Origin of the sequence: Bradyrhizobium sp. CB82 (assembly GCF_029714405.1) — a bacterium.
Lineage (GTDB): Bacteria > Pseudomonadota > Alphaproteobacteria > Rhizobiales > Xanthobacteraceae > Bradyrhizobium.
This window is the reverse complement of the sequence record NZ_CP121650.1, coordinates 3,791,195-3,811,048: the sequence shown is the minus strand read 5'-3', so window position 1 is coordinate 3,811,048 and position 19,854 is coordinate 3,791,195. Positions and strand designations below refer to the sequence as shown.

Annotated in this window: 19 protein-coding genes; 6 read left to right on the top strand and 13 right to left on the bottom strand. The window is 65.6% G+C overall.

Going from position 1 to position 19,854, the window contains the following annotated elements; translation table 11 throughout:
* Window positions 1-26: 26 nt before the first annotated feature.
* The 6 genes from QA640_RS18305 to QA640_RS18280 all read right to left on the bottom strand — a co-directional run bounded on the left by QA640_RS18305 (window position 27) and on the right by QA640_RS18280 (window position 6,246).
* Window positions 27-1,058 carry a 4-hydroxythreonine-4-phosphate dehydrogenase PdxA gene (locus QA640_RS18305; protein WP_283041970.1) on the bottom strand — a complete coding sequence of 344 codons (1,032 nt, stop codon included), beginning with the start codon at window positions 1,056-1,058 and terminating at the stop codon, window positions 27-29.
* Window positions 1,055-2,587 carry a tripartite tricarboxylate transporter permease gene (locus tag QA640_RS18300; protein WP_283041969.1) on the bottom strand — a complete coding sequence of 511 codons (1,533 nt, stop codon included), beginning with the start codon at window positions 2,585-2,587 and terminating at the stop codon, window positions 1,055-1,057. The genes QA640_RS18305 and QA640_RS18300 overlap by 4 nt, the downstream gene beginning before the upstream one ends.
* An 11-nt stretch (window positions 2,588-2,598) precedes the next feature.
* Window positions 2,599-3,081 (bottom strand): tripartite tricarboxylate transporter TctB family protein, encoded by a 483-nt coding sequence (locus QA640_RS18295; protein WP_283041968.1) that lies wholly within the window; start codon window positions 3,079-3,081, stop codon window positions 2,599-2,601.
* Between the two features lie 43 nt (window positions 3,082-3,124).
* On the bottom strand, window positions 3,125-4,117 hold the full coding sequence (locus tag QA640_RS18290) for a tripartite tricarboxylate transporter substrate-binding protein (protein ID WP_283041967.1): 993 nt from the start codon (window positions 4,115-4,117) through the stop codon (window positions 3,125-3,127).
* A 62-nt stretch (window positions 4,118-4,179) separates the two neighbouring features.
* The gene (locus QA640_RS18285) at window positions 4,180-5,439 is read right to left on the bottom strand and encodes a CoA transferase (protein ID WP_283041966.1); all 1,260 of its coding nucleotides are present in this window, start codon (window positions 5,437-5,439) and stop codon (window positions 4,180-4,182) included.
* A gap of 9 nt (window positions 5,440-5,448) precedes the next feature.
* Window positions 5,449-6,246: an enoyl-CoA hydratase/isomerase family protein gene (locus QA640_RS18280; RefSeq protein WP_283041965.1), complete on the bottom strand. Its 798-nt coding sequence runs from the start codon at window positions 6,244-6,246 to the stop codon at window positions 5,449-5,451.
* A 118-nt stretch (window positions 6,247-6,364) separates the two neighbouring features.
* On the opposite strand from QA640_RS18280, the gene QA640_RS18275 reads away from it, so the two are divergent.
* On the top strand, window positions 6,365-7,039 hold the full coding sequence (locus tag QA640_RS18275) for a GntR family transcriptional regulator (protein ID WP_283041964.1): 675 nt from the start codon (window positions 6,365-6,367) through the stop codon (window positions 7,037-7,039).
* Window positions 7,040-7,350: 311 nt separating this feature from the next.
* Here the strand turns inward: QA640_RS18275 and QA640_RS18270 are convergent, their stop codons facing one another.
* Entirely contained in the window at window positions 7,351-9,744 is a 2,394-nt protein-coding gene (locus QA640_RS18270) for an ATP-binding protein (protein ID WP_283041963.1), read from the bottom strand.
* A gap of 337 nt (window positions 9,745-10,081) precedes the next feature.
* Between QA640_RS18270 and QA640_RS18265 the strand changes: the two genes are divergently transcribed.
* Entirely contained in the window at window positions 10,082-10,798 is a 717-nt protein-coding gene (locus QA640_RS18265; RefSeq protein WP_283041962.1) for a transporter substrate-binding domain-containing protein, read from the top strand.
* A gap of 248 nt (window positions 10,799-11,046) precedes the next feature.
* Window positions 11,047-11,433 carry a YciI family protein gene (locus tag QA640_RS18260; protein WP_283042819.1) on the top strand — a complete coding sequence of 129 codons (387 nt, stop codon included), beginning with the start codon at window positions 11,047-11,049 and terminating at the stop codon, window positions 11,431-11,433.
* 15 nt (window positions 11,434-11,448) lie between these two features.
* Here the strand turns inward: QA640_RS18260 and QA640_RS18255 are convergent, their stop codons facing one another.
* Window positions 11,449-11,625 (bottom strand): hypothetical protein, encoded by a 177-nt coding sequence (locus tag QA640_RS18255; protein ID WP_283041961.1) that lies wholly within the window; start codon window positions 11,623-11,625, stop codon window positions 11,449-11,451.
* A gap of 159 nt (window positions 11,626-11,784) precedes the next feature.
* On the opposite strand from QA640_RS18255, the gene QA640_RS18250 reads away from it, so the two are divergent.
* The 3 genes from QA640_RS18250 (at window position 11,785) to QA640_RS18240 (ending at window position 15,386) form a co-directional block, all read left to right on the top strand.
* On the top strand, window positions 11,785-13,848 hold the full coding sequence (locus QA640_RS18250) for an ATP-dependent helicase (RefSeq protein ID WP_283041960.1): 2,064 nt from the start codon (window positions 11,785-11,787) through the stop codon (window positions 13,846-13,848).
* Between the two features lie 47 nt (window positions 13,849-13,895).
* Window positions 13,896-14,141 (top strand): hypothetical protein, encoded by a 246-nt coding sequence (locus QA640_RS18245; protein WP_283041959.1) that lies wholly within the window; start codon window positions 13,896-13,898, stop codon window positions 14,139-14,141.
* Window positions 14,142-14,348: 207 nt separating this feature from the next.
* On the top strand, window positions 14,349-15,386 hold the full coding sequence (locus QA640_RS18240; protein WP_283041958.1) for an LLM class flavin-dependent oxidoreductase: 1,038 nt from the start codon (window positions 14,349-14,351) through the stop codon (window positions 15,384-15,386).
* Window positions 15,387-15,389: 3 nt separating this feature from the next.
* Here QA640_RS18240 and QA640_RS18235 read toward each other — a convergent pair whose 3' ends face one another.
* The 5 genes from QA640_RS18235 to QA640_RS18215 all read right to left on the bottom strand — a co-directional run bounded on the left by QA640_RS18235 (window position 15,390) and on the right by QA640_RS18215 (window position 19,851).
* The gene (locus QA640_RS18235; RefSeq protein ID WP_283041957.1) at window positions 15,390-15,737 is read right to left on the bottom strand and encodes a RidA family protein; all 348 of its coding nucleotides are present in this window, start codon (window positions 15,735-15,737) and stop codon (window positions 15,390-15,392) included.
* Between the two features lie 107 nt (window positions 15,738-15,844).
* Window positions 15,845-16,975, bottom strand: coding sequence for an FAD-dependent oxidoreductase (locus QA640_RS18230; protein WP_283041956.1), 1,131 nt, complete (start codon window positions 16,973-16,975; stop codon window positions 15,845-15,847).
* Window positions 16,972-18,390, bottom strand: a complete 1,419-nt coding sequence (locus QA640_RS18225) for an FAD-dependent oxidoreductase (RefSeq protein WP_283041955.1) — start codon at window positions 18,388-18,390, stop codon at window positions 16,972-16,974. Before QA640_RS18225 ends, QA640_RS18230 begins: the two co-directional genes overlap by 4 nt.
* Window positions 18,387-18,683: a (2Fe-2S)-binding protein gene (locus QA640_RS18220; protein ID WP_283041954.1), complete on the bottom strand. Its 297-nt coding sequence runs from the start codon at window positions 18,681-18,683 to the stop codon at window positions 18,387-18,389. The genes QA640_RS18225 and QA640_RS18220 overlap by 4 nt, the downstream gene beginning before the upstream one ends.
* Before the next feature lie 31 nt (window positions 18,684-18,714).
* A complete protein-coding gene (locus QA640_RS18215) occupies window positions 18,715-19,851 on the bottom strand; it encodes an FAD-dependent oxidoreductase (protein WP_283041953.1) in 1,137 nt (378 codons plus the stop codon).
* Between the last annotated feature and the right edge of the window lie 3 nt (window positions 19,852-19,854).

The window sequence follows — 19,854 nt, the reverse complement described above, 5'->3', positions numbered from 1 at the left end:
TCCTGTCCCGTCCCGCGCCGCCCGTATCAGGATGCAGCGGCCCGCACCTCCTCCGCGCTGCCGCGACGGCCGGCCATCCCCGCGGCGAGCAGAAGCGCGGCGCGGCTGGCGCCAGTGGACGCGATCCCCTGGCCTGCGATGTCGTAGGCAGTGCCGTGCGCGGGCGTGCAGATCGGAAACGGAAAGCCGCCGAGCAGGGTCACGCCGCGATCGAAGCCCATCAGCTTCATCGCGATCTGCCCCTGGTCGTGATACATCGTCAGCACCGCATCGAAGGCGCCGTTCTTCGCGCGCAGAAACACGGTGTCGGCCGGGAACGGCCCTTCGGCGGCGAGCCCATCGCGCTGGCCGGCTTCGACCGCGGGCGCGATGATGTCGATCTCCTCGCGTCCGAAATTGCCGCCGTCGCCGGCGTGCGGATTGAGACCGGCGACCGCAATGCGCGGCCGCGCAAAGCCGGCGTTGCGCATGCAGCTGTCGGTCAGCTTCAGCGCACGATGGATGCGCTCGCAGGACAATCGCGCGGCGACGTCCTTCAGTGGGATATGCGAAGTGACCCGCGCATTCCAGAGCTCGCCCAGCACGTTGAACTCGCTGGCCGCGGACTTGAGCCCGGCGACCTCGGCGGAGAACGCGATCTCGTCGTCGTAGTCGGCGCGCGCAAGCCGCATCGCCTGCTTGTTGAACGGGGTGAAGCAAACGGCATCGACGCGGCCGTCGCGACCAAGCTCGAGCGCGTGGCGGTAGTTCGCCAGCGCGAAGGTGCCGCCGGCAAGGCCCGCAACGCCGCGTTCAACCTCCGCGGGATCGAGATGGCCGAGATCGACAAACAGCGCGTCGGCCCCCGCAGCGCGAAGGTCAGTCCCCTGCTGCACCGTCGTCAGCTCTGGAGCAACGCCGGCGACGCGCGCGCCTTCGTCGAAAATGCGGCGGTCGCCGATCACGACGAGCCGGGCACGGGCGCGGATGTCGTCGAGCGCAACGAGCTTGGCGGTCAGCTCCGGGCTGATGCCGGCGGGGTCTCCCATTGCGAGAGCAATGAGCGGCTTTGCGGTCATATGATCACCTTCTCCTGGCTTGTCGTCTCGGCGGCTGATGACGTGGGCTTGCGCCGCGTGAGCTGCAGCACAAGCGGAAGCAGCAACAGCGCGATGCCGGCCACCACCAGGCACGTGACCAGCCGGTTGGCAAAGAAGATTCCGAGCGATCCCTTGGACATCAGCATCGACTGCCGGAACGCGTCCTCCGCCTTGTCGCCGATGACGATCGCGAGCACCAGCGGAGCCAAGGGATAGAACAGCTTCTTGAAGAGATAGCCGACGATGCCGAAGCCGAGCATCATGACCACGTCGAGATAGGAGTTCGATACCGAGTAGGCGCCGACGACGCAGATGATCACGATCAGCGGCGCGATCACGACGAAGGGAATCCGCATCAGGGCGGCGAACACCGGCACGGTGAACAGTACCAGCGCGACGGCGACGATGTTGCCGACATACATCGAGGCGATCAGGCCCCAGACGAAATCCTTCTGGTCGACGAACAGCATCGGGCCGGGATTGAGCCCCCAGATCATCAGGCCGCCCATCATCACGGCCGCGGTGGCCGAGCCGGGAATGCCGAGCGAGAGCATCGGCAACAGTGCGCTGGTGCCGGCGGCGTGATCGGCGGTCTCCGGCGAGATGATGCCTTCGACCTCGCCGGTACCGAAGTGACGGCCACGGCGCGAGAAGCGCCGGGCGATGCCGTAGCTCATGAAGGACGCCGCGGTCGGACCGCCCGGCGTGATTCCCATCCAGCATCCGATCGCAGCACTGCGCAGCAGCGCAATACCATGCCGCGGCAGCCGCGCCACCGCGCGAAACACCTCGCCCCAATCGATCTTGGAAGAGACTGCGCGGGCATGAACCTCCTCTTCGACCGCGACCAGGAGCTCGCCGATGCCGAACAGGCCCATCACCGCAACCACGAAGCTCACGCCCTTGACGAGTTCGTCGACACCCATGGTGAGGCGCACGCTGCCCGAGACGGTATCGATGCCGATCGCGGCGATCGCAAAGCCGATCGCCAGCGCCACGACGGTCTTGATCGGCGCCGCACCGCCCATGCCGACGAAGCTCGCAAAGGCGAGGAAATAGACCGCGAAATATTCCGGCGGCCCGAAGGCGAGCGCGACCTGCGCCACCCATGAGGCGAGAAAGGTGATCAGGATGACGCCGACCAGCGCACCGAACGCGGCCGAGCCGAAGGCGGTGGCGAGCGCCGTCGTGGGCCGGCCGTCGCGCGCCATCGGATAACCGTCGAAGGTGGTTGCGACCGACGACGGCTCCCCGGGGATGTTGAACAGGATCGAGGTGACGGAGCCGCCGAACAGCGCGCCCCAATACATGCTTGAAAGCAGGATGATGGCGGATACCGGTTGCATGCCGAAGGTCAGCGGCAAGAGCAGCGACACGCCGTTCGGCGCGCCGAGCCCCGGCAGCACGCCGACGAGAATGCCGAGCAGCACGCCGATCACCATCAGCACCAGATGCGGCACCGTGACCGCGATGGTGAAGCCGTGCAGGAGTTCCCCGAGATTGTCCATCGTCCTCTCCGTCAGAACCCGAACGCCGTGGCGAGCGCGCCGTGCGGCAGCGTCACCTGGAACATGCGCTCGAACACCGCGTAGAGCGCCAGCGATGTCGTCGCCGCCATGGCGAGCGCACGCGGCGCGGACTGATGTCTGGGGATCGCGAGCACCGCGAAGATATAAGCAGCCGAGGCGAGATACATCCCGAGCAGCGGGATCACCGCAACGAAAATCGCGGCCGGCACGAACAGGCTTGCGAGCCGGCGCAGCTCGGTCGGTGTGATCGCGACGGGAACGCTCGCGAGCGTCACGCCCGGCAGCGCGCCACGCGCGAGATTGTAGAGGCTGCCGAGGACGATGATGATTCCGGTCAGGAACGGGAACGTGCCGGCGTCCACGCCCGCGCTCGACCATCCGATGCCGTTGTCGAGGCTGGAGACGACCACCGCGACGCCAAAGCTGCCGGTGAGGATAGCGGTCGACACTTCGAGAGCCCGGCGCGATATCATCGATGTCTTCTCTTCGGCGCGAGACGCATCATGCTTCGATGCCTCACTTGATGAGCCAGCCCTGCTCGCTCGCAACCTGCTTGAGGTGTTCCAGATCCTCCCTGATGAACCTGTCGAAGTCCGCGCCGGTCAGGAAGGTGTCGACCTGGGAGGTCTTCTCGATGTAATCCTTCCATTCCGCCGTCGCCTGCACCTTCTTCATGAGGTCGACATAGAACGCGGCCTGGTCCGGCGTGACCTTGCCGGGCAGCCAGACCGTGCGCGGCTGCTCATACTGCTTGATGTCGAGGCCCTGCTCGACGCAGGTCGGAACGTCGCTCCAGCCTTCGGTCGCTGTGATCTTCGGGCCCTGCGGCAGCCGCTTCGGGCTGAAGGCGCAGAGCGGGCGCTGCGTTCCGCCGCGCCATTGCCCGAGGCTTTCGCTGGGATTGTTGACGTGGGAATCGATGTGCCCGCCGGCGAGCTGCACAGCGGCCTCGGCGCCGCTCTTGAAGGGGATATAAGTCAGTTTGACATGACCGGCCTTCTCGATCATGCGGGTCAACACCTCGTCGGTGTCCTTCGACTGCGCGCCCCCCATCTTGAATTCGTTCGATGCCGCCGCCTTCAGATAGTCGCCCGCCGTCTTGTAGGGCGCATCCTGTTTGACCCAGAGCAAGAACTCGTCCTGCGCCATGGCCGCGATCGGCGTGAGATCGGTGTAGTTGAAGGCAACCTTGGAGACGAGCGGCTGTTGCCAGGCGTTCGACGTGCCGAAGATGACCTTGTAGGGATCGCCTGCGGAGGCCTTGCCATAGACATAGCCTTCGGCGCCGCTGCCGCCGCCCTTGTTGACGACGACGATCGGCTGCTCCGTCAACTTGTATTTGGTGATGATGTTCTGCACCGCGCGCGCCAGATTGTCGGTGCCGCCACCCGGCCCGGCCGTGGCGACGAACTCGATCGGCTTCTGCGGTTGCCAAGCCGCAAACGCCGGCATCGTGCCGGCGAGGACGACCGCGGCTGCGGAAAGCAGAAGTGTTGACGTGCTACGCATGAAGTCCTCCAGCTGATTTTTGTTTTTTGTCTGTTGTTCTTGTCCGTCGTATCGACGCCCGGTCAGGCGACTCGTTCCTCGCGCTGCGTGGACGCCGAAACAATTGCGCCCTGCTTTTCGAGCGCTTCGATCTGCGCTTCATCGAAGCCGTATTCCAGCAGCACCTCGCGCGTATGCTCGCCATAGACGGGGGCGCCGGAACGAACCCCGCCGGGCGTCTCGGAGAATTTGACGGGCAGCCCGATGGTCTTCACGGGACCGAGCGTCGAATGCTCGACCTCGACGACCATCTCGCGCGCCAGCGTCTGCGGATCGCTCAAGGCCTCCAGCATGTCGTGCACGGGTCCGCACGGCACGCCCTTCTCATCCAGCGCCGCGAGCCAATGCGCCCGCGTCCTGGTGCGGAAACGCTCGCTCAAGACCGCCTCGAGCTCCTTCAGATGCGCCATGCGATCGGCGCCGGTGATGAAGCGCGGATCGGCGGCGAGTTCGCTCGCGCCGAGCGCCTCCAGCATCAACAGCCAATGCTTCTTGTTGGCGCCGCCAACCACGAGCCAGCCGTCCGAAGCTTCAAAGGCCTGATAGGGCGCGTTGAGCGGATGCGCCGAGCCCATCGCGCGCGGCGACGTACCCGCGGCCAGCGCGATCGTCGATTGCCAATAGGTCTGCACCAGGGCTGCTTCATAGAGCGAGGTCTCGACCCACTGCCCTTCGCCGGTCTTCAGGCGATGCGCGTACGCCGCAAGGATGCCCATGCTCGCGAGCAGGCCGGCGGTGATATCGGACAGCGGCGGGCCGCATTTCACCGGCGGACCGTCGGGACGCTCGCCCGTAAAACTCATGATGCCGCTCATCGCCTGCGCGACGAGATCGAAGCCACGACGGTGCTTGTAAGGGCCGGTGCGGCCAAAGCCCGACAGCGAGCAATAGATCAGCGATGGAAACTCCCTGTGCAATTCCTCGTAGCCGAAGCCGAGGCGCTCCATCGCGCCCGGCGCGAAATTCTCGACCAGCACGTCCGCGCTTGCGATCAGCCGTCGCAGCACCTCCTTGCCGCCGGCAGTCTTCAGATCCAGCACGATGCCGCGCTTGTTGCGGTTCATCATCAGGAAGGAGGCGGCCTCCTCGCCGATCTTCGGCGGTACCGAATGGCGGGTGTCATCGCCGTTCGGCCATTTCTCGATCTTGATGACGTCGGCGCCCATGTCGGCGAGCATCAAGGTGCAGGTCGGCCCGGCCATGACATGGGTGAGATCGATGACCCTGAGGCCGGCAAGCGGTCCCGTGGGGCGAGCGGTGGCGTGCGATTGGTCCTTCTTCATCGGCTCGTCCTATTGGCCGCGCCATTGCGGGGCGCGCTTGTTGAGGAAAGCATCGAGCCCTTCGCGAAAATCCTGGCTCGTGTAGCACGTCAGAATGAGGTCTTCGCCCTCCTCCCGCGTCAGCCGCCTTTGCAGGCGGGCCACCGCCTGCTTGGTCGCATTCAGCGTCAGCGGCGCGTGGCTGGCGACGAGGCGGGCGACCTCGTCGACACGCTTGTCGAGTGCCGCAACGTCCTCAACGACCTCGCTGAGCAGGCCGACGCTTGCGGCCTCGGCGGCGTCAACGAGGCGCGCGGTGAAGATCAGATCCTTGACGCGCGCGGCCCCAATGAGCGCGGTGAGACGGCTGACATTCGACATCGACAGGCAATTGCCGAGCGTCCGCGCGATGGGAAATCCGATACGCGCGCTCGTCGTGCCGATGCGCAGATCGCAGGCCGCGGCGATCCCCGCCCCTCCGCCGGTGCAGAAGCCGTTGATCGCCGCGATCGTCGGTACCCGGCATTGCTCGAGCGTGGTGAGCACGCGATCGATCCGGTTCTCGTAGTCGAGCGCGTCCTGCGGTGTCCTGAATTCACGGAACTGATTGATGTCCGTGCCCGAGGCGAAGGCCTTGTCGCCCGCACCGCGCAGCACCAGAACCTTGAGGGAATGATCGCTGCTGGCCTGTTCGCAAATGGCGGCGAGCCGCTCATACATGGCGAAGGTGAAGGCATTGCGCGCCTGCGGGCGGTTGAAAGTGATCCGCCCGATGCCGTCCTCACGATCGAAAACGAGGTCTTCCGCCTCCGCGACCTGTCGGTCCATTTCCTCACGTCCCCTCTGTTTTTTGCATTTTTGAATGCAAAATTTTGGATTTTCAAGCTGGAACTTCCATGCTTGGGGCTATAAACTCATTTTTGCATGCAAAATCGAGCCTTGTCCCATGCTTCATGAGGACGTCGTCAGCCGCATCCGCGCCATCCTGCTCGACGGCGAAATCCCGCCGGGCGCACGGATTCCCGAGCGCGAGCTGTGCGAGCGGCTCCAGATCTCGCGCACGCCGCTGCGCGAGGCGCTCAAGGTGCTCGCCGCCGAAGGCCTCGTGCAATTGCTGCCCCATCGCGGCTCGCGCGCGGCCAAGCTGACCGACAAGGACATGCGCGACCTCTTCGAGGTCTGCCAGGGCCTCGAGGCGCTTGCCGGCGAACTCGCCTGCGAGCGCATTACGGAGGACGAGATCGAGGAGATTGCCGCCGCGCAAACCGCGATGGCGCAGCACTATCGCGACGGCGATCTAATCCAGTATTACCGCTGCAATCGCGCCATCCACGAAGCGATCGTCACCGCCGCCGGCAATCCCGTGCTCGCAAGCCTCTACAATTCAGTGACGGCGCGCATTCGCCGCGCCCGCTACGTCACGCCGATGACGCCGCTGCGCTGGGCCCTCGCCGTCAGGGAGCACGAAGCGATCCTCAATGCCTTGCAGCGGCGCGACGGCACTGGCCTCTCCCACATCCTGCGCGCTCACCTGCGCCACAAGCGCGAGGAGGTCTTGCAGGCCGGATTTGCCGAAACGGATGGCGCGGCTCTCGCCGCAGTGGACGACGGCCACGACTGACCACGCGCGACGAGATCATCAGAGGCGGAGATTTATTCCAGAACGGTGGCAAAAATTCCGCCCCTTAACAGCCGCGCGATCTCGACCTATATTGAATCTCCCGAAACCAACGAAAGGAGGTGATCCAGTGTCTTATCTCAAGCGCTGTCACCTCGCTGGGATCGCCCGCTAGGCTTTGACGTGAAGCCTGGCAACGGGGCGCTCTCAGCCCTGGACCAGCGAGACAACAGATCGGGCGCGACGGGGTCTTTCCCGCCGCGCCTTTGTCTTTCTTGCGCACATCCTGGTCTTTTGCGCTACCCGCACGATCACTACGGCAGGTTGCCGGTCAGCACGTCGCGGACCTTTTGCGACAGCTCCGACTTCCGGTACGGTTTTCTCAACAGCGCCACGCCGGGATCGAGATGACCCTCATGCACGATGGCGTCGTCGGTATAGCCCGAGGTGTAGAGCACCCTCACATTCGGACGGCGCTCGCGGATCGCCTCGGCCAAATCGCGTCCGTTCATGCCGCCGGGCATGATGATGTCGGTGAACAAGAGATCGAACTTGACGTCCTGCCCCACGAGCGCGAGCGCGGCCGCACCATCGCCGGCAACCAGCGTCCGATAGCCGAGACTGCCGAGCTGGGCGATCACATAGCCCTGCACCAGCGGGTCGTCCTCGACAACCAGAATCGTCTCGTGCCCGCGCGCCAGGCTGGGCGCGACCACGGGTCCGGCCTGGCTCGCCGTCCGGCCGATCGAGCGCGGCAGGAATAGTCTCACAACCGTGCCGCGACCTTCCTCGCTCTCGATCACGACCGTGCCGCCGGTCTGCTTGGCGAAGCCGTAGACCATGCTGAGCCCGAGCCCAGTGCCGCGGCCGACGCCCTTGGTGGTGAAGAACGGCTCGAACACGCGGTCGCGGATGTCGGCGGGGATGCCATGGCCGGTATCGGCCACTGCGATCATCACGAACTCGCCCGGCTCCATCTCGCGATCGCCGGACTCGCCCGCGCCGTCGAGCACGCGATTGGCGGTCTGAAGCGTGAGCTTGCCGCCGCCCGGCATGGCGTCACGCGCGTTGACGGCGAGATTGACGATCGCCGAGGAAAGCTGTGACGGATCGGCCATCGCGAACCACGCATCGTCGGCGAGCTCGGCGTCGATCTCGATGTGCTCGCCGAGGATCGGCTTGAGCAGACGCGCGGTCTCGACCACGAGGCCGTTGACGTCGATCTCCCGCGGGTCGAGCGGCTGGCGCCGCGCGAAGGTCAGGAGCTGATTGGTGATCTCGGCGCCGCGCGTCGCCGCGTCGTCGATCAGCTGCGCGATAGCGGCAAGCTGCGGCTTGTCGCTGAGGCCCTCCTGAAGGATCTCGATGGTTCCAGTGATGACCGTCAGCACGTTGTTGAAATCATGCGCGACGCCGCCGGTGAGCTGGCCGATCGCGTCCATCTTCTGCGATTGCCGCAGCCGCTCCTCGGTCTCGTGCTGGTCGGTGAGGTCGGTGGTCGAGCCGCGATAGCCCAGGAAGCGGCCGTCAGCGTCGAACACCGGCCGGCCGTTGACGCTGAAGTGTCTGATACGTCCGGCGGCATCGCGGCCGCGATACTCGAACTTGCGGAACGGCTCATGGCGCTCCAGTGCCGCCATGTGGTCGCGCCATTTCTGCGGCTCGGTCTCCAGATCGACTGCACCATCAGGACGCCGCCTGCCGATTGCGCGATCGGGCTGCACCCCGAAGGCGCCCGCGCGATCCGAAATGTAGGTGAATACGTGATCCGGCCCAGTCTCCCAGAACCAGTCGGACGCCGTTTCCGCATAATCGCGGAAACGCTGCTCGCTGCGCCGCGCATCGGCCTCGGCATGGCGCCGGACCTGGAGATCGCGCTCGAGATTGGAATTGGCGAGCCGCAGATCGCCATACGCTCGCTGCAGGTTCGAGCTCATGGCGTTGAATGCGTCGATCACCTTGTCGAGCTCGTCGATCTCGTGCGACGGTCCGCGCTCCAGGTGCAACGGCGGCTGCGGCCGCATCAGCGTGTATTTGCTCACGAACTCGGCGATGGCGACGAGGTGCCTGGTCACCAGCAGATGGAACATGTAGATGATGAAGAGGGAGACGAGAAACGTCTTGGCCGCCTGGCTTGCCAGGATGATCAGGGCTCGGTTCACCAATTGCTTGTAGACATCGGTCAGCGTCGCCTCGACATGCAGCGTGCCGATCCTGTGCTTCTCGCCTTGCGTGACGTAGTCGATGGGATAGTCGCGCGCCACCACCGAGCGGCCGCCGCTGTCGCCGACCGCAACGCGCATCGGCTCTGGACGATCGGCGAATTCGCGAATCTCGACGGCCTGAATGTCGGGCAGCCGAAGAATGCCGTTGAGCTGCAGCTCGAGCTGGTTCCTGTCGAGACTCCACAGGCTCTCGCCGAGGCTGCCGAGATAGCTGCGGCCGATCTCGTTGAGTCGCGTCTCGATGAGACCGACCTCGCGGTCGTAGTCCAGATAGAGCTGAAGCGTAGTCAGCGTCAGCGTCACGATCGAGGAGAACAGGAGCACGGCGGCGAGCAGGCGCAGACCGATGCCGCTGCGAAACCAGGAGAAGACGCGCGGCAGCGGAGCACCGATCGGCACCCCGATTCGCGGCAGATCCTCATTCGCAGCCGCCGGCGCTATCGCGCGGCAGCGATTGGGATCGTGCTTACCTGCGTTTCCCATGCACCACTCCCCCGAGATGGCGGCAAATCCTGCGTCGACCCGCGGTGGCCTTCCGCAGTTCGACAGTTCAGCCTCCCCTGGAAGACCAGACCCGCTCGCGCAGCCTCCCTGCCATTTCCTGGACGATTCATCGTCTGTGGGGGTCAATTTTTACGCCCAGCCGCAGGAGGCCCGCACAAATTAGCACCGTGCGTGCTAAAATGACATCAGTGAAAGTGCGGAGTCGCGTTCCGGTCGGCCGATGGCCGCCGTGATTCGCGGGGGCACAATCACCATCCGCGGTAGATCGTACCGATTCCTGAATCCAGTGGTAGCAGAGGTGAGCGGGAGACGCGTCATGTGGCGGATAGGTCTTGTCGGCGCGCTGCTGCTGCTGTTCGCCCACCCGTCGCAGGCCCAGTCCGTCATCCGGCTGGCGCGGATCGCCAACATCCCCGACCAGTATGTCGGCGGCGAGATGCTGCGCGTGGTCTATGCGCGGCTGAACATCAAGCTCGAATTCGAGGACGTGCCCGGCAAACGGGCGCTCGCGCTCTCGAGCGCAGGCGAGATCGATGGCGAGATTCAGCGCATCGGAACGCTCTCCAATGACTATCCGACGCTGGTCCGCGTCACGCCCGCGATCAACTACATCGAGCCAGCGGTGTTCGCGACCAAGTTTCGTTTTGACGTCGCCGGCTGGGATTCGATCAAGGACTACAGCGTCGGCATCGTGCGTGGAGTCGGCTCCTCGGAGAACGGCACGCGTGGATTTGGCCGCGTCACTGCGACCACGAACCTGGAGAGCTTGATCCGGATGCTGGACGCCGACCGCTTCGACCTGATCGTCACCGACCTGTTCAGCGGCCTCGTCGCGGTGCGCAAGCTGAACCTCCAGGCGCGGGTCCATCCGCTTTCGCCACCGCTCGAGCGGATCGACATCTACCACTATCTGCACGAGCGCCACCGCGACCTCGTGCCGAAGGTCGGAACGGTGATCGAGGAGATGACTGCAAGCGGCGAGCTCGCCAGATTGCGCGAGCAGCTCGTCAAGCAGGTCCTGAGCGAGTCCTGACCGCTGAGGACACTTGAAGCGCGCGATACCGCTCGTGCACCGCGACTGGCATGCCGACGACCTAGGCGAGCGCCGCCTGGCAGGAATAGTTGCCAGCGAGCACGGTGAACATGCCAGGCCGGACAATCGGGCTTCAGGACGATTTCGTTGCCCGCGCGATCACGCAATATTTCCTGATCGGCGATTGTCGTATTCATCGGCCGTCATACGTCCTAGAACCGGCAAAGATGCAAACAAGTGAGGTGACGATGCTCTACGCCATCCTGGCCTATCACGTGGAAAGCGAGGTCATGTCCTGGACGAATGAGGAGGATGCCGCCGTCATGGCGAAGCTTCGCGAGGTCCAAGACCCATTGAAAGCCAAAGGACATTTCGGGCCGGCGGCACGGCTCGACGAGACCAGGAAGGCGCGCACGCTGCGCGGCCCCGGCGCGGGCGTGGTTCTGGACGGGCCCTTTGCCGAAACCAAGGAGCAGCTGCTCGGTTTCTACATCATGGATTTCCCCGATGAAGCCGGCGCCATCGCCGCCGCGCGGAATCTGCGCGAGGCCAATCCGAGTGCCGTCTACGAGATCCGTCCGATCAAGCTTTTCGTGCCGGCCGATGGGTTTGGTGCGACAGGGGCGGAGAGTTGAGCGAGCAGGCCGCCTCTATGCGCCGCTGACTGTCGGCGCGCCGGCGAGGCGGCGGATCAGAAGTGCCCCGAAAGCGAGAAACCAGACATAGGTAGCGTATTGCGGCACGACCGCCGCCACCGCCGTGCCCGGCAGGAATACGACGAGCGGAAACAGCGCCGTACCGAATTCATGGCGCCAGCCGCCGAACACCAGCCACCACGCCGATCGTGACGTCGGTCATCTGCGCACCCCTCTCGGGACTGGAACTTTGGTCCCGACCTGTCCCCTAAATCCTAAAGCGCGCCCCGTCCAGCCGCATTGCAGATCGCCGCGGGATCGCGGAATCTGCGGCTTTCACCGGGGCGATTCGTGGCGGCTGCGACATATCTGGACACGCTGAATGCCGAGCAGCGCCGCGCCGTCGAGCATGGCGTGGCTGATGGCAGCACCGTCGGCGGCCCCCTCCTCGTCATTGCCGGAGCCGGCTCCGGCAAGACCAACACGCTCGCCCACCGGGTCGCGCATCTGATCGTCGCGGGCACCGACCCGCGCCGGATCCTGCTGATGACGTTTTCGCGCCGCGCCGCCGCCGAGATGGCGGCCCGCGTGGAGCGTATCGCCAGAAAAGTGCTGGGCGAGAACAACGCCGCGATCATGCGCGACGCCTTGAGCTGGGCCGGCACCTTCCACGGCATCGGCGCGCGGCTCCTGCGCGAGTATGCCGAGCGGATCGGCGTCGATCCCGCCTTCACCATCCACGACCGCGAGGATTCTGCCGATCTGATGAATCTGGTCCGGCACGACTGCGGATTGTCGCGGACCGAAAGCCGCTTTCCCGCGAAGGGCACCTGCCTGTCAATCTATTCGCGCTGCGTCAATGCCGAGATGGAGATCGAGAAGGTGCTCGGCCAGCATTATCCGTGGTGCGCGGGCTGGGCTTCCGAACTGAAGCGGCTGTTTGCGGCCTATGTCGAGGCCAAGCAGACGCAGCACGTGCTCGACTATGATGACCTCCTGCTCTACTGGGCGCAGATGATGAGCGACGCGCTGATCGCCGAGGAGATCGGCGGCCGCTTCGATCACGTGCTGGTCGACGAATACCAGGACACCAACCGCCTGCAATCCACGATCCTTCTGGCGCTGAAGCCGGAAGGCCGCGGCCTCACCGTGGTCGGCGACGATGCGCAGTCGATCTATTCCTTCCGCGCCGCCACCGTACGCAACATCCTCGAGTTCCCGCAAAGTTTTTCGCCGCGGGCCGAGATCATTACGCTGGACCGCAACTACCGCTCGACGCAAGCAGTGCTGGCGGCCGCCAATGGCGTGATCGGCCTTGCCCGTGAGCGCTTCACCAAGAATCTCTGGACCGACCGCACCTCTTCGCACAAGCCGCAGCTCGTCGCCGCGCGCGACGAGGCCGAGCAGGCGCGCTACATCGTCGAGCAGGTCCTGGCCAATCGCGAACAGGGCTCGCGGCTCAAGCATCAGGCGGTGCTGTTCCGCACTTCCTCGCACTCGGGCCCGCTGGAAATCGAGTTGACCCGCCGCAACATCCCCTTCGTCAAGTTCGGCGGGCTGAAGTTCCTCGACGCCGCGCACGTCAAGGACATGCTGGCGCTGCTGCGCTTCATCGAGAACCCGCGCGACCGCGTCGCGGGCTTTCGCATCCTGCATCTGTTGCCCGGTGTGGGACCTGCAACCGCGCAGCGCGTGCTCGACTACATGGCGGAGAGCCCCTCGCCGCTTGCCGCGCTCTGCAAGCTTCCCGCGCCGCCGCGCACCGGCGACGACTGGACCGCCTTCATCCGCACGGTCGAGAACCTCAGTTATTCCGAATGGCCGGCCGATCTCGAGCGCGCGCGCCTCTGGTACGAGCCACATCTCGATCGCATCCACGAGGATGCCGAGACGCGCCGCGCCGATCTCGTGCAGCTCGAGCAGATCGCGAGCGGCTATGTCTCGCGCGAAAAATTCCTCACCGAGCTCACGCTCGATCCGCCGGATGCGACGTCCGACCAGGCCGGCGTTCCCCTGCTCGACGAGGACTATCTGATCCTCTCCACCATCCACTCCGCCAAGGGCCAGGAGTGGAAGTCGGTGTTCCTGCTCAACGTCGTCGACGGCTGCATGCCGTCCGACCTCGGCGCCGGCACGAGCGCTGAGCTCGAGGAGGAGCGCCGCCTGCTTTACGTCGCGATGACCCGTGCCAAGGACGACTTGCATTTGATCGTGCCGCAGCGTTTTTTCACCCACGGTCAGGCTGCCTCGGGCGACCGGCATGTCTATGCCTCGCGCACCCGCTTCATTCCGGAAGCACTGGTGCCGCTGTTCGAGCGGACGACCTGGCCGAAGGCAGAAGCCGGTACGGCACGGACCGCGGCGCAGGGGCCGAAGATCGATATCGGAGCCAGGATGCGGGGCATGTGGCGCTAGTGCGGGACACGCGCACGAAGCCGCACGAATTCCAAGGGAGCATGGAGATGACGACAGCAGGAAGGAACGCGATCAAGGCGGAGCTCGACGCGCTGCGGAAGCTCGCACGCGAAGTGATCCAGACGACGAAGGGCAAGAGGCCCCTTCCCGTCAAGGACCAGCGCACCCTGCGCCAGCAGCAGAAGAGGGCAGTCGACGCCATCGTCGCCGAAATCAAGGAGTTGAAGCAGTTGAAGCGCCGCGTTCTCCAGGCGCGCGCCCCCGAGGCCATGATGGAAAAATTCGTGCCTTGATGCGAGCGCTTCGGCACCAGCGCAACGAAACCGTGCCCGCGCAGCGATGGCTGCGTGAGACCCTGGTCGGGATGTTCGCGAAGACAGATTGAGCGAACCGGGCGTCGGCACGATGAAGAATCGGAAACCGTGCATTTCCGGAAAGCAGTCTTGTGATAGCGCGGCCGGCGACTAGATGACCGGCTTCTCCCCACAGAGACCTGATCAATGACTGCACCGCTCGAATTCGGACTGGATACTTTTGGCGACGTCACCAAGGACGCAAGCGGCACGCCGCTGCCGCACGCGCAGGTGATCCGCAACGTCGTCGAGGAGGCGGTGCTGGCGGACGAGCTCGGCATCGACTTCATCGGCCTCGGCGAGCATCACCGCGCCGATTTCGTGATCTCATCGCCGGAAGTCGCGCTCGCGGCGATCGCGGCCCGCACCAAGCGCATCCATCTCGGATCCGCCGTGACGGTGCTCTCCTCGGACGACCCCATCCGCGTGTTCCAGCGCTTTGCGACGCTGGACGCGCTTTCGAACGGTCGCGCCGAGGTGATCCTCGGGCGCGGCTCGTTCACGGAATCCTTCCCGCTGTTCGGCTTCGACCTGCGCCGTTACGAGGAGTTGTTCGAGGAAAAGCTCGACCTGTTCACCGCACTTCTGTCCCAGAAGCCGGTGACCTGGGAAGGCAAGCTGCGACCGCCGCTGAAGAACCAGCTCGTCTATCCGCCGGTCGAGCACGGCCAACTCAAGACCTGGATCGGCGTCGGGGGCAGCCCGGAATCGGTGGTGCGCGCCGCGCATTACGATCTGCCCTTGATGCTCGCGATCATCGGCGGCGATCCCAAGCGCTTTTCGCCCTACGTCGATCTCTATCACCGCGCCTACAAGGAATTCGACCGCGCGGTGAAGCCGATCGGAGTGCATTCGCCTGGCTACGTCGCCGAGACCGACGCGCAGGCGCGCGAGGAGCTGTGGGCGGACTACAAGACCATGCGCGATCGCATCGGCAGGGAGCGCGGCTGGCCGCCAATGGGCCGCGACGAGTTCGTGCACGAGGCCGATCACGGCTCGCTCTATGTCGGCTCGCCCGAGACGGTCGCGCGCAAGATCGCCGCGACCGCGAAGGCGCTCGGCATCTCGCGCTTCCAGCTCAAATATTCCGCGGGTCCCCTGCCCCATGACAAGCTGATGCGAAGCATCGAGCTCTACGGCAGCAGGGTGATCCCGATGGTGAGCGAGATGATGGCTGGGGACTGACCCTCAGCCCTTGAGCGCGGTGACGACGACCTCGATCAGGGCGCTGCCACCGAGATCGGCGACACCAACCGTGGCGCGCGTCGGCAGATTGTCGCCAAAGAACTCGGTCCAGACCGCATCCATCTCCTTCTTCTTGGAAAGATCGGTCACGAAGATCGAGGCGCTGACGACGCGCGACGCATCGGTCCCCGCCTCCCTCAGATAGCCTGCGATCTTGCCGAGGATGTTGCGGGTCTGCTCGGCCATCGACACGCTGGTGTCGTCGGCGATCGTGCCGCCGACGAAGACGAAGCCGTTGGCCTCCACGGCGCGGTGCATGATCGGCGTGCGGATGTTGCGGGTGATGGTCATGACGTCCTCTTGTTCGTTCTAAAGTGTGATGAGATTAAGTACGATCAGTCGCATGGGGACACCTCTCCCCAGCAGGGAGAGGTGAATCTCGGCATCGATTCAACCATTCATCCAGCTTTGGGGGTGGAGGAACGGAAACGGTCGATGCTGAGATCGCCGATCCGGGTCTGTGTGCCGCCACCCACGATCAACTCCGCCATGACGGCGCCGGCGCCGGGGCCGAGCTGGAAGCCATGCAGTGAGAAGCCGAACTGGTGATAGAGCCCGGCATGGCGGCCGCTCGGACCCAGCACGGGCAGATCATCCTTTGTCTTCGCCTCGATACCGGCCCAGGCGCGCATGATGGTGGCGTCGCGCATGACCGGAAACAGCTCGAACACGGTGCCGGCGCTGATCGCAAGGCTCTGCCAGTCCAGCACCGTCTCGTTGCGGTCCTGGTCCGCCGTTGCCAGATGGCCGCCGCCGATCAGCACGGTGCCGTTCTTGAACTGCTTGAAGGACAGCTTGCGGCCGCGCAGGATCACCACGGGATCGATGAAATGCGGCACGCGCGAGGTGATCATCAGCATCGGCGCCACCGTATCGACCGGCACCGGCTCGCCGAGCGCGGCGGCGATGCGCCCCGCCCACGCGCCGGCGGCGTTGACCAGCACGGGTGCGGCATAGGTGTCGGCGCCGACATCGACGCGCCAAAGAGCGCCCTCGCGGCGCACATTGCTTGCCGCCACGCCCTCGCGGACCGTGGCGCCGAGCTGCTCCGCCTTGCGCCGGAACGCCGTCGTCGTCTGGGCGGGATTGGCGGCTCCATCGCGGCGCGAGACCACGCCGCCGGGACAGGTGTCAGCCACCGCAGGCACCAGCCGCCGCAGCTCTGCGCCGTCGATCAGCTCCTCATGGGTGAAGCCCAGCGCGTTCAGCTCGGCGACGCGCGCGCGGTATGCCGCAAGCTCGGTCTCGTCCTCCGCGACCAGAACCTGGCCGTGACTCTCAAAGCTGCAATCATCGTCGAGCAGCTCTTCGATCCGCTCCCAGATCCCCATCGAGCGGATCGAGAGCGGGATCTCGGCGACGTCACGCGCGAGCTGGCGCACGCCGCCGGCATTGACGCCGGAGGCGTGGCGGCCGGCATAGTCCTTCTCGATCAGCACCGGCTTCATGCCGGCGAGCGACAGGTGCAGCGCCGTCGAGCATCCGTGGATGCCGCCACCCACGATGATGGCATCCGCAAGCCTGGTCATCCGCGCACCACCGCCTTGACGTCGTCTTCCGTCTTCGGCATCGCCGCGAGCTCGGCCAGCGTGATCGGCTTCACCGGTGCGCGCAGCCGGTAGTAGCCGATCTCCTGCGGGGTCTTGCCCCGCGCCTCGGCCATCAGCTCGGTGACGGTGAGACCGCACAGGCGACCCTGGCAGGGGCCCATGCCCGTGCGGCGATAGGCCTTGAGTTGGTTCGGACCCGTCGCGCCGATCGCGACGGCATCGACGATATCCCTGGCCGTCACCTCCTCGCAGCGGCAGACGATGGTGTCATCCGCGGGAATGCGGAATTGCCGCGCCGGGCGGAACAGCGTGTCGAGGAAGGCGCGGCCGCGCTCGGCCTGCGCCAACGCGGCCTTGAGCGTAGTCATCGACGTGAGCTTCGCAGCAGCCGCGGGCGAAAGCGCCTCGAGGGCGGCGCGCGCGGCGATCCGGCCGCGAACCACCGCGGCGTTTGCGCCGCCGATACCGGCGCCGTCACCGGCAATCGCGATGCCCTCGATCGACGAGCCGCCATCGCCGTCGAGCACCGGCGACCAGCAGAGTTGCAGATCATCCCAGCGATGCTCGATGCCCGCCGCCATCGCGAGATTGACGTTGGGCACGACGCCCTGATGCAACAGAAGAAGGTCCGCAGGGATCGCCTCGCGACGGCTGCCTGCGACATAGCTCACGCTGGCGAGCTGCCCCTCGCCGGTCGCGGCAAGCTCGGTGACACCAGTCGTGACCGGCACCTTCGCCTTCACCTCGCGCATCATCGCAAGGCCCTTCGTAAAGTAACGCGACGTCACGAAGGCGAAGGCGTGCGGCAACGCGGCAAGATAGTTCTTGCGCTCGGTCGTATCGAGAATGCGATCGATGCGGCCCCCGAGGCGCAGGATCTGCGCCGCGAGCAGCCACAGCAGCGGCCCCTGCCCCGCGATGACAGTGCGTCCGTCGGGAACCAACGCCGACGATTTCAGCATGGTCTGCGCAGCGCCCGCGGTCATCACGCCCGGCAGCGTCCAGCCCGGAATCGGGAACGGCCGCTCCAGCGCGCCGGTCGCTAGGATCACGCGCCGCGCCTTGACGAAGGCTGACGCGCCACCGACAGAAATCCCGATCTCGAGATGACGATCGAGGCTCCAGACCGTCGCGCGGTGGATGATCTCGGCCTTGCTCGCTCGCACCTCGCCCACGAGATCGGCGCCCGCCCAATAGTCGGCGCCGAGCTGGTCGCGCGCCGTCACGGGCGTCGACGCAATCGCGCGCCAGACCTGACCGCCGGGGCCCGGGTTCTCGTCGAGAAGCAGCGTCGACAGGCCGGCTGCCGACGCGGTCGCCGTTGCGGCAAGACCTGCGGGCCCTGCCCCGATCACAACGACGTCGTAGGCGTCGCGCTGAGGAGCCGCGTTCATCGGCCGATCTCCCTCTTGCCTTTCTGGATTTCGATCTGCATACCCGCGGCGACCGGCACCAGGCAGCCCTGGCGGTTGCCGACGCCGTCGATGGTGACGAGGCACTCGAAGCACACGCCCATCATGCAATAGGGCAGCCGCGGCGCGCCGCTGACCGCGGTCGCCCGCCGCACGTCGCGCCCCGAGGCAAGCAGTGCGGTGGATACGGTGTCGCCCTCGCGCGCCTCGACGGCAACGCCGTCGACGAAGATCTGCAACGATGGACGCTTGTCCTGATCGGATCGTCTGAACATTGGATGCCTCTTGGCTCCTTCTTGAATGTCGCTAATAGCCGCTGTTGTTCGCTGCGCCCTCGCTTCCGAAGCGGCGCGCCGAGAACGCGCCGACCAGTTCCGGCTCGAGCGCACCGCTTGCGACCATGCGCGCGATTTCGAAAGCGTGGTTGGAAGCGAGCGTCACGCCGGAATGGCAGCAGGCGACGAAGGCGCCGGGATGCGTCTCAGACTGGTCATAGATCGGGAAGCCGTCCTGCGGCATGACGCGGATGCCGGCCCAGCTCCTGACCACGTTGAGCCGCCCCAGATGCGGAAACATCCGCAGCGCGCGGTCCGCCATCACCGCGCTGATCGGATGCTTCAGCGCACGATCGTCGAGCTCGTCCTCCTTGCTGTCGCCAATCATCACCGTGCCCTCGTCGGTCTGGCGGATCGTCGTCAGGGGATGCGGCAGGAACGGCATGGTGCGTTCGGTCACCACGATCTGGCCGCGCGTCGGCCCCATCGGCGCAAAGAGGCCGACCATCGGCGCGAGCGTCTGGTTGGCATTGCCCGCCGCGAGCACAACCTTGTGGGCACGGATCTCGCCCTGCGGCGTCATCAGGCGGAATCCGCCGCCGCTCCTTGTGATCGCCGAAACGGGCCGCTCCGGAAAATAGCCGACGCCGAATGCCTTGAAGCCGGTATGGAACGCGCGGAAGGTGCGCAGCGAATTGACGTGGCCGTCGAATGGACAGAAGCTGCCGCCGGACACCTCCGGCCCAATCAGCGGCAGCATCTTCCTCACCTCGGATGCCCTTAGCATCTCCATCCTGTAGTCGGCCGCGCCGACCTGGTTATGCATGCGCGTGACGAGCTGGGTGCGCTGCTCGTACTCATCCTCACCGAGCGTCAGATGAAAGCCGCCGTTCTGCTGGAGGCAGACGTCGAGGCCGGTCTGGTCCTTCAGCTCGGCGGCGAGGCCGGGCCAGGCCTGCGATGCGCGCACGGTCCATACGGTATAGGCGGGCATGCCGAGCCCCTTGCTCTGCACCCACACCAGCGCAAAGTTCGCGCGCGAGGCGCGCTTGGCGATGTCGCCCTCGTCGAGCACGGCAACGCGCTTGCCGAGCCGTCCGAGCCCCCAGGCAATGGCGGAGCCGAGCAGTCCGCCGCCAACGACGGCGACGTCATAGTCCCTGTGCATGCC